Genomic DNA, 13,730 nt, shown 5'->3' with positions numbered 1-13,730 from the left:
CTCAATTTATTATGCGTTGTTGAAGTGAAAACCAGACAGCGCAAGCCACCGCCAGCCAAAGGGCCGACTGTGGCACTGCATCCAGAGCAATTCATCGTCTGGCTTACGCGAGAAAGTATTGACGTTGGTGGCGAATTTGCCAGTCGCTAATTGCGGTATCGCTAAAGATCGTGACAGAACTCTATAATCTGCTCGCAGAAAATCTCGGGGTGAGAAATAAAGGGCGCATGGGCCGCTTTTTCAATCACCTGGCTACGAGATTGTGGCCATGCCTCATCCAGCAACGGCGCGATGGCACGCGGCACCAGTCCGTCTAACGCGCCATACAGGCGCAGATGTGGTTGACGGAGGTCGGCCAGAGCAGGACGTAAATCAACGTCACGCAAAATAGCCAGACCGGCATCCAGCACCGCCACTTCAGGCACAGGCTGCGACAACACCACCTCTTTCAACTGACGAGCGTCCTGGCGCGCGCTGCTGGTGCCTAAGGTTTGCAGGGCAAGGAAACGTTCCACCGTGCGCTGAAAATCGGTACTCAGATCCTGCTGGAAGCGTAATAGCGTATCAGGCTTGATTCCCGGCCAACCGTCCCCGGCCGCGAAGCAGGGCGAGGAGGCGACGCTAATCAACGCCGCAATCCGATCTGGCAGGGTCAATGCCAGTTGACTGGCCACCAGCCCGCCCAGTGACCAACCCAGTACAATCGCCTGTGCAGGCAACTGCGGTGCGATCTGCTGCGCCATCTGCGCCAGCGAAAGCGGAGGAAACGGCTGGCTACGTCCATATCCGGGCAGGTCCACCAGATGCAGACGAAAATGCGCGCTGAGTCGCGGCACAATGCTTTGCCACACTTCGGCGTTCAGTCCCCAACCGTGCAACAGCACAAGATCGCGATCGCCAGTGCCACAGCACTGCCAGTGAAGAGATGTCATCAGTTACTATCCAGGTGATGATAAGGAGGTCGTTATGCTACCAATACCCGCTACCTGCTGGCTATGCCGCTTGCCACTTCAACTGCCGCAGCACGGCCTGTGCAGCCTGTGCCTGCGTCAGTTGCCTACGCTCCCTACCCTGTGCCCACGTTGTGCTTTACCGGCCGCCAGCGCACATCAGGCCTGTCTACGCTGCCAGCGCACGCCGCCGCCGTGGCAGGCGCTTGTCTGTGTTGGCAACTATCAGCCACCGCTCAGTCATTGGGTGCGAGATCTAAAGTTTTCAGGCGTGACCGCACTCAGAGTGATGCTGGCACGGCTACTTTTGCTAAGCTTTCAGCACATGAGGCGTCAACTGCTACTGCCAAAACCGGATTTGGTGCTGTGCGTCCCGCTCCACCACCGACGCGCATGGCAACGCGGCTACAATCAAACGGCCTTGCTTGCAGCACCGCTGGCGCACTGGCTTCATGCCGAATTTAGTCAGGGTCTGGTGCGTACCGGGGCGCGTTCACCTCAGCACCAGTTGAATGCGCAGCAGCGTAAAGCGAATTTGCAGGGTGCTTTCCACCTTGAAATCGCGGTGCAGGGACGCCATATCGCCCTTATTGATGATGTGGTCACCACGGGCAGTACCGTGGCGGAAATAAGCCGCACATTGCTGGCGCAGGGCGCAGCCAGCATACAAACAGGTTGCCTGTGCCGTACCTTGTAGAGCGGCGGTGATGGGCGTACTATAAACACTGTAGTTAACAATTGAGCAACCGCCATGATCGTGATTACCGACTCTGCCCAGGAGCACTTCTCCAAGCTGCTGTCCAAACAAGAACCCGGCACCCAGATCCGCGTGTTCGTGATTAACCCAGGCACACCCACTGCGGAGTGCGGGGTTTCTTACTGCCCACCGGATGCGGTAGAAGCTACCGATACCGAGTTGAAATTTGAAAAACTGTCAGCCTTTGTTGACGAGCTGAGCGCACCTTACCTGGAAGAAGCCGAGATCGACTTCGTGACCGATAACCTCGGTTCCCAGCTGACGCTGAAAGCCCCTAACGCCAAAATGCGTAAAGTGTCAGATGACGCACCGCTGGTAGAACGCGTTGAGTATCAGTTGCAGGCTCAGATTAACCCACAGCTTGCCAGCCACGGCGGTAAAGTTACGCTGATGGAAATCACCGATGAAGGCTTTGCCATTCTGCAATTTGGCGGCGGCTGTAACGGCTGTTCAATGGTCGATGTGACCCTGAAAGAAGGGATCGAAAAAGAGCTGCTGGCGACTTTCCCTGAGCTGAAAGGCGTGCGCGACTTGACCGAACATCAGCGTGGCGAACACTCCTACTACTGATGCCAATCGGCGCGACACCCGTCGCGCCGTTGTTTTCTCCCCGGCTATACCCGCGATTTCCCCCGTACCTGACTCACCGCTTTCAACAGACGTTTCACTGTCGCATCGTCAAAAATCGCCTCCAGCGGCACACTGATTTTGCGTCGCCAGTTGGGATATTGCGTAACCGTGCCCGGCACGTTCACAGGAGAAGTCATCCCGAGCCAGTCTTCCACCTGCAATCCCAGCAGCGCACTGCCGGTCTGCGCCAGATAGCGGTGCATAGCCAGGTTGAGCTGCGGGGTCATCGCCAGCTTTTCCGCCTGTTTTGCGCTGCGTGCTGGCATCACGCCCGCCAGATGCAGTGCATCCAGCAGCGCCTGCTTTTGCTTCGCCCGCTCGGCATACAGAGACGCCAACACCGCTTCACCAGGATAGAGCCCCAGCTTGTCGCCAAGCTGCAAATCACCCGCCTGCCAAAAGCCATACAGCGTGGGCAGGTCGTGTGTGCTGGCGCTGGCGATAGACTGCTCTGGATACGCCTCGGGCTGGCGATAACGGCCATCCTGGTTCTGTTCAAACCACAGCACTTTCCACGAGAAAACCCCGCTGTTACGCAACAGGCTGACAATCTCACGCGGAACCGTACCGAGGTCTTCGCCAATCACCATACAACGCTGACGCTGGCTCTCCAGCGCCAGAATGCCCAACAGATCCGCCACCGGATAGCTGACATAGGCGCCTTTATCTGCACCGCCGCCAGCCGGGATCCACCACAGGCGCAGCAGTGACATCACATGGTCAATACGCAGTGCGCCACAGTCGCGCATATTGGCGCGCAGCAGATCGATAAACGGCTGATAAGCCCGCGCCTGCATCACGTGAGGATCAAGCGGGGGTAAGCCCCAGTTCTGTCCCTGAGGGCCAAGTCGATCGGGTGGTGCGCCCACGGAGGCCTTGAGGCGATACAGTTCAGGATCGTGCCAGGTTTCACTGCTGCCCGCGGCTTCCCCTACCGCCAAATCGCGGTACAAACCGACGCTCATGCCGGACTGCTGGCTGACTTGCCAGCACTGAGCCAATTGGCGCTGCGCCAGCCACTGTAACCACTGCCAAAAGGCGATTTCATCTTCATGAGCCGCACACCACGCCTGCACCTCCGCAGTCTGGCTGTGCTGCCAGGCTTCTGGCCAGTCCGGCCAGCCGCAGAAATCCGCCTTACCGTGGCGTAGCTCGCCTTGCAAGCCATCATAAGCGGCCTGATAACGCAGGCTATCACCGCCCTGCTGGACAAACAGTGCAAAAGCCTGCTGCTGTTCATCCTCCACAGGCCGCTGACTAAACTGCGTCCAGGCGTGGCGCAGTGCCGTGATTTTCAGTGCCGTGACCGCCGGATAATCCACCCACTCGCTGGCGCGCGCCTGTTCAAGAGCCTTGCGCGTTTTTGCCTGTTGCCACCAGCGCTGCGCGGCTTTGCTGTGCTGGAAATCGTCCACCTGAGCAACGTCGATATACAACACATTCAACCAGCGCCGTGAGGCAGGACTGTAGGGGCTGGCAAAGGCGGGGCTGGCAGGATAGAGCGCATGCAGTGGATTCAGCCCGACGAAATCTCCACCCTGAGCGCCCACCTGTTGCAGCAACTGTTGCAGATCGCCAAAATCCCCCACGCCCCAGTTGTTGGCTGAACGCAACGTATAGAGCTGAACCAAAGCCCCCCAGCGTTTCCCGCCATTTTCCAACGCAGCAGGCAGATAGCAGCGACGTGGCGCAATAATCACCTGTGTCTGCCAGCGCTTTTTCCCCTGGGTCAGAGTTAACCGATGGTAGCCCTGCGCCAGACGTTTCGGCAGTGGCAGCTCAGCCCCCGCCGACACCTCTCCGCTAAACTGCTTGCCCTGTTCACTCTCCAGCTGCCAGTGAAAGTGCCCGCGTCCTGTGACTAGCAAACGGCGCGCCTGGTTGCCGCGCAGGACCACCGCAGGCGGTAACGGGCCGGGCTTTTGCATCTGCGGGTTGCCCATCACCGCCAGCAGCGCCTGCTTAGTCTCATCACGGATGGCTTCTTTTTTGCCAAGCGCGTTGGTGAATTCCAGTGCGATCCCGGCCGCCTGCGCGGCCTGATCCAGCGAGCGATTCGTCATGGTGGCTCCTTAGCGCTGCGCCTGCCAGATGCGTTGCTGGTAATCCCGAATCGAGCGATCTGAACTGAACATCCCGGTACGCGCGGTATTCAGAATCGCAGTTCGGGTCCACGCCTGTGGATTTTTCCACAGGGACTCCACGCGGATTTGCGCCTGCACATAAGCGTCGAAATCCGCCAGAACCAGCCAGGGATCGCCGTTTTTGGTCAGGCTATCCAGCAGCAAATCAAAGGCATGTTTATCGCCATCGCTGTATTTGCCTTTCTCCAGCGACTTCAGCAAACCGTCCAGCACCTTGTCTTTTTTACGCAGCTTCTTCGGATCATAGCCCCCTGCTTTCAACACTTTAACTTCATCCACCGTATGACCAAAAATAAAAATGTTCTCCTCTCCGACCTGCTGCGCAATCTCGACGTTGGCCCCATCCAGCGTACCAATGGTGATGGCACCATTCAGCGCCAGCTTCATATTGCCGGTGCCGGAAGCTTCATAACCTGCGGTGGAGATCTGCTCGGAAAGGTCTGCCGCTGGGATAATCAGTTCTGCGGCGGTAATACGGTAGTCTGGGATAAAGACCACTTTCAGACGGTCACCCACGCGCGGATCCTGATTGACGACCTCGGCGACTTTATTAATGGCGTAAATAATATTCTTCGCCAGATAGTAGCCGGGCGCGGCCTTCGCCCCGAAGATAAACACGCGGGGTGTGAAGTGTGGGTTGTCCGGATTTTCCAGCAACTGATGGTAGCAGTAGAGAATGTGCAGCAGGCTAAGGTGCTGACGTTTGTACTCGTGCAGGCGTTTAATCTGCACGTCAAACAGCGCCTCAGGATTAACCTCAATACCGGTCACGCGCGCAATGTAACGTGTCAGGCGCGCTTTATTGGCCTGCTTAATATTGCGATAGCGCTCGCGGAACACCAGGTCATCAGCATAGTGTTCAAGATCGCTCAGTGCGTCTAAGTCGTTAGCCCACTCGCCTTCAAGCGTTTCATCAATCAGGCCCGCCAGACCAGGGTTGCACTGTTTTAGCCAGCGACGCGGCGTGATGCCATTGGTGACGTTATGGAATTTTTCCGGCCACAGCTCGGCATACTCCGGGAACAGATCTTTCACCACCAGTTCCGAATGCAGTGCCGCCACGCCATTGACCGCAAAGCTGCCAACCACACACAGGTTCGCCATGCGCACCTGATTGTCAGCCACCACCGCCAGCTTGCGCCACAGCGCCTTATCCTTCGGCCAGCGGCGGGTCACGACTTGTTTAAGCCGACGGTTAATCTCTTTGATGATCTGCATATGACGCGGTAGCAGACTGCGCATCAGGCGCTTGTCCCAGCGTTCCAGCGCCTCCGGCATCAAGGTGTGGTTGGTATAGGCAAACACCCGGCTGGTAATGTGCCACGCCTCTTCCCAACTGAGCTGGTGCTCATCCAGCAGCAGGCGGAGCATTTCCGGGATAGCAATTGTCGGGTGAGTATCATTCAGCTGGATAACTTCGTAATCCGGTAACGATTGAATAGTACGTCCGGCGAGGTGGTGACGACGCAGAATATCGCCAACCGCGCAGGCACACTGGAAGTATTGCTGCATCAGGCGCAGCCGCTTGCCCTGCTCATGATTGTCGTTGGGATAGAGCACTTTGGTCAGTTTGGCGGCCTCAATACCGTTTTGCTCTGCCTGTAAAAACTCACCGTTATTAAAGCGCGTCAAATCAAACGGGGTATCGCTGCTGGCTTTCCACAGACGCAGCGGCAAGGTCACGCCATTGCGATAGCCGATAACCGGGAGATCCCAGGCTTCCCCCTTTAGTATTACCGCAGGCTGCCAGAGCGCTTGCCCCTCAGCACCCTCCACGACGTCACCGCCCAAGCCAACCTGCACATCCAATGCTACTTGATGGCGAAACCACGGATAGCTGTCCCGCTGCCAGTCATCGGGATCTTCATGCTGATGTCCTTCATCAAATGACTGGCGGAACAGGCCATACTGATAGTTCAACCCATGCCCGGTGGCTGGCTGCCCGACGGTTGCCATCGAGTCCAGATAGCAAGCGGCGAGACGCCCTAGCCCGCCGTTGCCCAAAGCCGGGTCCACTTCCTCCTCCAGCAGTTCACCCAACGGCACCTCATAGTCCGCCAGTACCGCGCGAACATCGTCATACCAACCGAGGTTAATCAGGTTATTGCCGGTGAGGCGTCCCAACAGAAATTCCATTGAAAGATAGTTAACGTGACGCTGATTTTTACGTCCGGCCGCAGCCGCCGGGGCGGCGGTCAGAACTTCATTTAAAGCGCCTGAAAGTACCTGCCACCAGTGATGCAGCGAGAGCTGTTGCGGTGAGGTAAATCCGGCATGTTGCCATTGGCGGGTCAGAGCGGCGACAAAACGGGCTTTATTAAATTTCTGCTGTGACATATCAATCCCTTCCGAATCCGTTTTCAACAAGGTGAGTCTGGGCTGCGCACGACCAGCAACGGTTTAATTTAAGACGGCAAAGGATAAAAAAGCGACAGGGTTCACACAAAAGCAGCAAAAAGGCTGACCAGCGAGCGCTGGTCAGCGTAGGAATTAGCAGAGTTCGAGCTGAACTTCGTGCTGTTCAATCACTTTCAGCACGCTGGCTGGCGGTGTTTGATCGGTATAGAGGTAATCCACCAGGCTCATGCTACCGAGATTCACCATCGCGTTACGACCGAACTTCGAGTGGTCACATACCAACATAACGCAGCGCGAATTCTCAATAATGGCCCGCTTGGTACGGACCTCATGGTAGTCAAACTCCAGCAGCGAGCCGTCCATATCGATGCCGCTGATGCCGAGAATGCCGTAGTCGAGGCGGAACTGGGAGATAAAGTCCAGCGTCGCCTCGCCCATAATACCGCCGTCGCGGGTGCGCACTTCACCGCCCGCAATAATCAAACGGAAATCGGGTTTGCCCATCAACAGCATGGCAACGTTAAGATTGTTGGTGACGATACGCAGATTACTGTGGTTCATCAGCGCGTGGGCTACCGCTTCCGGCGTGGTGCCGATATCAATAAACAGCGTAGCGCCGTCTGGGATCTGGCTGGCTACACGCTGCGCGATACGCGCTTTTTCGGCCGACCACATCATTTTACGATCTTGCCAGGCGGTGTTTTCCGAGCTGGAAGGCAGCGCCGCACCACCGTGATGACGTTGAATACGGTTTTGATCGGCCAGATCGTTGAGATCGCGCCGGATGGTCTGCGGGCTGACGGCAAAGTGCTCCACCAGCTCTTCAGTACTGACATAGCCCTGACGGCGAACCAAATCGATAATGCCGTCGTGACGTTGCGTCTGCTTCACATTACTCTCCTGTACTCACTCATCCAGTTACTGACGTCTGGGTTTACGGGTATCGACATACGCCATTGCCAGGCCGACCAGCAGGCCAACAATGTGCGCAGCATTGGCGATATCGAGGCCCAGCACGCCATACCAACCAATCACCAGCCAGAGGATCGCGAAACCAATCAGGCCGCGTTCAAGGTAAATGCCGCTTTCGGGATCGCGCTCGCCGCGTAGCCAGCAATAGCCCATCAGCGCATAGACGACGCCGGAAAGCCCGCCAAACCAGATGCCACTGAATTTATCCTGCATCCAGCCACTCAGCAGTGCGGAAATCAGCATGATCACGAACAGCTTACCGCTGCCCAACCGCTTCTCTACCGCGCCCCCCAGATACCACCACCACATCAGGTTAAAGACGATATGCAGCAGAGAGAAATGCAGTAAAGCATGGCTGAACCAGCGCCATATCTGGAAATATTGCTGTGGGCCTGCGGGCCAGCCGAGCCACATCAGTACCGTTTCATCCCCGACGATCTGCATCAGAATAAACACCGCCACGCAGGCGATCATCAGGGTCATGGTCAGTGGGCCAGCACGCTCACGGATGTTGGCCCAGAAGTGAGTGCGTTCATAACGCAGGCTGTTGCGGGTATTACCGGTTTGCCAGCTGGCGGCGTGATAGCGCGGATTATCAGGATCGCGAATAAACTGATTAAGCTCGTTTTCGACCATCTCCAGTTTCGACTCGTCGTCGAGCATGACCACAGAATGGCCTTCCTGCTCAATCCGCAGTTGCACACCGCGCGTCGCCATGTAGTCAACAAAGGCCTGCGCGGTACGCGGATGGTTAAATTGCGTGATGCGTATCATCTTCCTCGCTCCATCAAGGTTTACTCAGCGCCACTCGCTACCTGAGCCGGGAATACGGCGCGCCAGGCATCAAAGCCACCGTCAATGCTGTATGCCGCCGCAAAACCCTGATTTAACAGATATTGTGCGGCACCTTTGCTGCTGTTGCCGTGATAGCACATCACCAGTACCGCTTTGCTGCGATCGGCGCTGGCAATGAAGTCATTTAAGTTGCTGTTCGACAGGTGCAGGGCATCAGTGGCATGGCCGAGAGCAAAGGTTTGTGGATCGCGGATATCCACCAGCAGCGCACCTTGTGCCAGGTGTTCCTGAGCTTGCTGAACATCAATACATTCGAAGGTTTCCATGGTGTCTCTCATTACTGCGTCACATTTGGCGCTTAGTGTAACCCGAGTTGCAGGTGCAATAACCTGACATTTTATAAGGTTGATGTGATATTTCTGGCGCAGGAATGTTAATTGCGTCACGCAAAATTGTTTTTTCGTGGTTAAGCGCTGGCATCAATGTTTGTTTGCGATTATTATAATGCTCGAAAACGAACATTAAAGAACTATTCCGAACATCGGAGGAGATGACGTGGAAACCAAAGACCTGATCGTGATCGGCGGCGGCATCAACGGCGCTGGCATTGCAGCGGATGCTGCAGGACGCGGCCTGTCAGTGCTGATGCTGGAGGCGCGGGATCTGGCCTGTGCTACCTCATCTGCCAGTTCAAAACTTATTCATGGTGGCCTGCGCTACCTGGAACACTACGAATTCCGCCTGGTTAGCGAAGCGCTGGCTGAGCGTGAAGTGCTGCTGAAAATGGCACCGCACATCGCTTTCCCGATGCGCTTCCGCCTGCCACACCGACCGCATCTGCGACCGGCATGGATGATTCGCCTGGGTCTGTTTATGTACGATCACCTCGGCAAACGCACCAGCTTACCCGGCAGTAAAAGCTTGCGTTTTGGCGCGGATTCGCAGTTAAAATCTGAAATTACACGCGGTTTCGAATATTCTGACTGCTGGGTTGATGACGCTCGCCTGGTGGTGCTGAATGCGCAAGAAGTGGAAAAACGCGGCGGCGAAGTGCGTACCCGCACTCGCGTAACCCGTGCATGGCGTGAAAATGGCCTGTGGATCGTTGAGGCCGAAGACGTGGATAGCGGCAAGCTCTATACCTGGCAGGCTAAAGGTCTGGTCAATGCGGCAGGCCCGTGGGTTAAGCAGCTGTTCGACGACAGCCTGAAGCTGAAATCACCGTATGGCATTCGCCTGATCAAGGGTAGCCACATTGTTGTGCCTCGTGTGCACCGTGAAAAGCAGGCCTATATCCTGCAAAACGAAGATAATCGCATCGTGTTTGTGATTCCGTGGATGGATGAGTTCTCCATCATCGGCACGACTGACGTGGAGTACAAAGGCGATCCGAAAGATGTACGCATCGATGATAACGAGATCGATTATTTGCTGAAGGTGTTTAACGGCCACTTTAAAAACAACCTGAGCCGTGATGACATCGTCTGGACTTATTCGGGCGTGCGCCCACTGTGTGATGATGAATCTGATTCACCTCAGGCGATCACCCGTGATTACACGCTGGATGTACACGATGAGAATGGCGCAGCACCTCTCTTGTCGGTGTTTGGCGGCAAGCTAACCACCTACCGTAAGCTGGCCGAGCACGCGTTGGAGAAACTGGCGAAGTACTATCCGCATGCGGGTGCTGCCTGGACCAAAACTGCCGTATTACCGGGTGGCGATATTGCCGGAAGCCGTGAAGATTACGCGGCCAGCCTGCGTCGTCGTTATCCGTTTATCACCGAAGGTATGGCGCGTCATTTTGCCCGCACCTACGGCAGCAACAGTGAGAAAGTGCTGGCGGGAGCCAAAGGCCTTGAAGATCTGGGTGAAAACTTTGGTCATGACTTCTATGAAGCCGAACTGCGCTACCTGGTGCAGAACGAGTGGGTGCGCGAACTGGATGATGCGATCTGGCGTCGTACCAAGCAGGGTATGTGGCTGACAAAAGAGCAGCAGGCGCGCATTAGCGAATGGTTAGCCGCCCATGCAAAGAAGCCTTCGCTGTCGCTGGCAAGCTAATCTGACCCACGGCATTGCATGAAAAACGGCCCCGGTAGCCTTGCGCTCCGGGGCCGTTTTTTTAGCCTCGCGTCAACGTAACTGGCGAGGATGATTGACCTGCACGTTCAACACAGTGCAACTGCCTGAAACGCTAATCAGAGGCCTGTTACCAGGGTACAGGTTTTACCGTAGAACGGATAAAAACCTTCGGTGTGATAGTCCACTGACACCACTTTGCGAATCTTGCCTTCGGCTTTCGCGCTCTCAATCGATGCGTCACCATTGTTATACAAGCCCAGTACCGAGATGGCACAGGACTGCCCTTTTTTATCGCCGGTCTGATCGGTCGCCATGATTGGGCCTTTCACATTGGTAATCAAACCCAGGCCCGTAGGGGTTGGCCCTGCCGCACAACCAGTGAGCAGCAGTGCAGCGGTAACCAGAGATAAAACGGATAATGTTTTTTTCATTTTTCATCCTTAATAAAAATAATAAAAAAAAGCGGCCCCTTTCAGGGCCGCCTTATAATGACAGCAACATTACGATTTAGTGTGCAGATGTAATAAACTTTACATACTGCGAATTTATTTTCTTAATAAACAAGCTACATCTTGTTTATTTTCTACAATCTTACCGGAGATATATGCCATATCTCATCCGCATACTCCTGAATCGTCCTGTCCGAAGAGAAATAGCCCATATTAGCAATATTCAATACCGCCCGGCGCTGCCACTCTTCGGGTTCTTTATATAACGCATCAACCTTATCTTGCGTATCTACATAGCTACGGTAATCCGCCAGCAGCTGGTAGTGATCGCCAAAGTTCACCAGCGCATCAAACAGATTGCGGTAACGGTTTGGCTCCTGCGGGCTAAACACGCCTGTCGCGATCTGCGTCAACACCTGGCGCAACTCTTCGTCTTCATCAAAGTATTTACGCGGATTGTAGCCCTGCTGCCGTAGCTGCTCGACCTGCGGAGTGGTATTACCGAAGATAAAGATATTCTCCTCACCCACGTGCTCCAGCATCTCCACATTCGCGCCATCCAGCGTGCCAATAGTTAATGCGCCGTTTAATGCAAACTTCATATTACTGGTGCCTGAGGCTTCCGTTCCTGCGGTGGATATTTGCTCAGAGAGATCGGCGGCAGGAATAATGATCTGCGCCAGACTGACGCTGTAGTTAGGAATAAACACCACTTTAAGTTTATTCTTCACGTCCGGATCATTATTAATCACCTGAGCGACATCGTTAATCAGGTGAATAATATGTTTCGCCATATAATAAGCCGACGCCGCTTTACCCGCAAAAATATTCACGCGCGGCACCCATTTCGCCGTAGGATCGTTTTTAATACGATTGTAGCGGGTAATAACATGCAGCACATTGAGCAGTTGGCGCTTATATTCATGAATACGTTTTATCTGCACATCGAACAACGCATTCGGGTCCAGCACGATATCCATGTTCTTCGCCACCCACTCGGCGAGGCGACGCTTGTTCACATGTTTCGCCGTCGCGACCTGCTCAACAAAGCCGGGAAAGTCCGCCTGCGGAACCAGTTCGCCCAGCTGACTCAGGTCGGTACGCCAGTTGCGGCCAATGCTCTCGTCCAGCACGTCAGAGAGCGAAGGGTTAGCCAGCGCCAGCCAGCGGCGTGGGGTAACGCCATTGGTTTTATTGCAGAAACGTCCGGGGAACAGGCGGGCAAAATCCGCAAACAGCGACTGCACCATCAGGTTTGAGTGCAGCTCCGACACACCGTTTACTTTGTGGCTGGCAACCACCGCCAGCCATGCCATTCTGACGCGACGACCATTGGTTTCGTCAATGATCGAGATGCGTGATAACAGCGCGTTGTCATTGGGGTAATACTCCTGAATGGTTTTCAGGAAGAAATCATTGATTTCGAAAATAATCCCCAGGTGACGCGGCAGGATTTTGCCAATCATATCGACCGGCCAGGTTTCCAGCGCTTCGCTCATCAGGGTATGGTTGGTGTAGGAGAACACCTGGCAGGTGACTTCAAACGCATCGTCCCAGCTAAATTTATGCTCATCAATCAGCAGGCGCATCAGCTCAGGAATCGCCAGCACCGGGTGAGTATCGTTGAGGTGGATAGCAATTTTGTCAGCCAGATTGTCCCAGGTTTCATGCATTTGCCAGTGGCGATCGAGAATATCCTGCACCGTGGCCGACACGAGGAAATACTCCTGACGCAGCCTTAACTCGCGCCCTGAATAGGTTGAGTCATCAGGATAGAGCACGCGTGAAACGTTCTCAGAGTGGTTCTTATCTTCCACCGCAGCAAAATAGTCGCCCTGGTTAAACTTACCGAGGTTGATCTCATTACTGGCCTGCGCGCCCCATAACCGCAGCGTGTTGGTGGCATCAGTGTCGAACCCTGGCACAATTTGGTCGTATGCGGTGGCCAGGATCTCTTCGGTCTCCAGCCAGCGGACCTTGCTGCCCTCATGCTGAATACGGCCACCGAAACGCACTTTGTAGCGCGTGTTATAACGCTGGAACTCCCACGGATTGCCATACTCCAGCCAGTAGTCCGGTGACTCTTTTTGCTGTCCATCCACGATATTCTGTTTGAACATGCCATAGTCGTAACGGATGCCATAGCCGTGCCCCGGCAGGCCCATTGTGGCTAAAGAGTCGAGGAAACAGGCTGCCAAACGGCCCAGACCGCCGTTACCCAAGCCGGGATCGCTCTCTTCTTCCATTAACTCCGCCAGATCCAGCCCCATTTCGTTGAGGGCATTGTCCAGATCTTCGTAGATCCCCATCGCCAGCAGGGCATTGCCCAGCGTGCGGCCCATCAGGAACTCCATCGACAAATAGTAAACCTGACGGACATCCTGCGAGAGCTGAGCGCGACTGGAACGCAGCCAACGCTCTACCATACGGTCACGTACCGCCAGCAGCGCGGCATTCAGCCACTCGTGCTTGTTGGCGACCGAAGGATCTTTACCAATAGTAAACATCAGCTTATAGGCAATCGAATGTTTCAGCGCATCGACCGTTAGCGTGGGTGAGGCATAAGTGAATGGTACGTTCATATCAAATA

At 55.1% G+C, this 13,730-nt stretch carries 12 protein-coding genes; 4 read left to right on the top strand and 8 right to left on the bottom strand.

The window, feature by feature from the left end; genetic code table 11:
• The first annotated feature begins 24 nt into the window (after window positions 1-24).
• Window positions 25-150 (top strand): hypothetical protein, encoded by a 126-nt coding sequence (locus tag B880_RS27255; RefSeq protein ID WP_272947546.1) that lies wholly within the window; start codon window positions 25-27, stop codon window positions 148-150.
• Window positions 151-161: 11 nt separating this feature from the next.
• Here the strand turns inward: B880_RS27255 and bioH are convergent, their stop codons facing one another.
• Window positions 162-932, bottom strand: a complete 771-nt coding sequence (gene bioH, locus B880_RS0123955) for a pimeloyl-ACP methyl ester esterase BioH (RefSeq protein ID WP_017350000.1) — start codon at window positions 930-932, stop codon at window positions 162-164.
• A 34-nt stretch (window positions 933-966) separates the two neighbouring features.
• Between bioH and B880_RS0123950 the strand changes: the two genes are divergently transcribed.
• Window positions 967-1,647, top strand: coding sequence for a phosphoribosyltransferase family protein (locus B880_RS0123950; RefSeq protein WP_017349999.1), 681 nt, complete (start codon window positions 967-969; stop codon window positions 1,645-1,647).
• Between the two features lie 54 nt (window positions 1,648-1,701).
• On the top strand, window positions 1,702-2,277 hold the full coding sequence (gene nfuA, locus B880_RS0123945; protein ID WP_017349998.1) for a Fe-S biogenesis protein NfuA: 576 nt from the start codon (window positions 1,702-1,704) through the stop codon (window positions 2,275-2,277).
• 44 nt (window positions 2,278-2,321) lie between these two features.
• Here nfuA and malQ read toward each other — a convergent pair whose 3' ends face one another.
• The 5 genes from malQ to glpE form a co-directional block, all read right to left on the bottom strand.
• The gene (gene malQ, locus B880_RS0123940; RefSeq protein ID WP_017349997.1) at window positions 2,322-4,400 is read right to left on the bottom strand and encodes a 4-alpha-glucanotransferase; all 2,079 of its coding nucleotides are present in this window, start codon (window positions 4,398-4,400) and stop codon (window positions 2,322-2,324) included.
• A gap of 9 nt (window positions 4,401-4,409) precedes the next feature.
• Window positions 4,410-6,818, bottom strand: coding sequence for a maltodextrin phosphorylase (gene malP, locus B880_RS0123935; protein ID WP_017349996.1), 2,409 nt, complete (start codon window positions 6,816-6,818; stop codon window positions 4,410-4,412).
• 153 nt (window positions 6,819-6,971) lie between these two features.
• Window positions 6,972-7,730 (bottom strand): DeoR/GlpR family transcriptional regulator, encoded by a 759-nt coding sequence (locus tag B880_RS0123930; RefSeq protein ID WP_017349995.1) that lies wholly within the window; start codon window positions 7,728-7,730, stop codon window positions 6,972-6,974.
• Window positions 7,731-7,757: 27 nt separating this feature from the next.
• On the bottom strand, window positions 7,758-8,582 hold the full coding sequence (glpG, locus tag B880_RS0123925) for a rhomboid family intramembrane serine protease GlpG (protein WP_026042881.1): 825 nt from the start codon (window positions 8,580-8,582) through the stop codon (window positions 7,758-7,760).
• Between the two features lie 23 nt (window positions 8,583-8,605).
• Window positions 8,606-8,932: a thiosulfate sulfurtransferase GlpE gene (gene glpE, locus B880_RS0123920; RefSeq protein ID WP_017349993.1), complete on the bottom strand. Its 327-nt coding sequence runs from the start codon at window positions 8,930-8,932 to the stop codon at window positions 8,606-8,608.
• Window positions 8,933-9,161: 229 nt separating this feature from the next.
• Here glpE and glpD point away from each other — a divergent pair, with 229 nt between their 5' ends.
• On the top strand, window positions 9,162-10,670 hold the full coding sequence (gene glpD / locus B880_RS0123915; protein WP_017349992.1) for a glycerol-3-phosphate dehydrogenase: 1,509 nt from the start codon (window positions 9,162-9,164) through the stop codon (window positions 10,668-10,670).
• Between the two features lie 137 nt (window positions 10,671-10,807).
• Here the strand turns inward: glpD and B880_RS0123910 are convergent, their stop codons facing one another.
• Together B880_RS0123910 and glgP are read right to left on the bottom strand one after the other, a co-directional pair.
• Complete coding sequence (locus tag B880_RS0123910) at window positions 10,808-11,122, bottom strand: TRL-like family protein (RefSeq protein WP_017349991.1); 315 nt, start codon at window positions 11,120-11,122, stop codon at window positions 10,808-10,810.
• 152 nt (window positions 11,123-11,274) lie between these two features.
• On the bottom strand, window positions 11,275-13,722 hold the full coding sequence (gene glgP, locus B880_RS0123905; protein WP_017349990.1) for a glycogen phosphorylase: 2,448 nt from the start codon (window positions 13,720-13,722) through the stop codon (window positions 11,275-11,277).
• Window positions 13,723-13,730: the final 8 nt, after the last annotated feature.

The sequence above is a fragment of the Pantoea sp. A4 genome (assembly GCF_000295955.2).
Taxonomy (GTDB): Bacteria; Pseudomonadota; Gammaproteobacteria; order Enterobacterales; family Enterobacteriaceae; genus Pantoea; species Pantoea multigeneris.
This window is presented reverse-complemented; position numbering and strand designations above follow the sequence as displayed.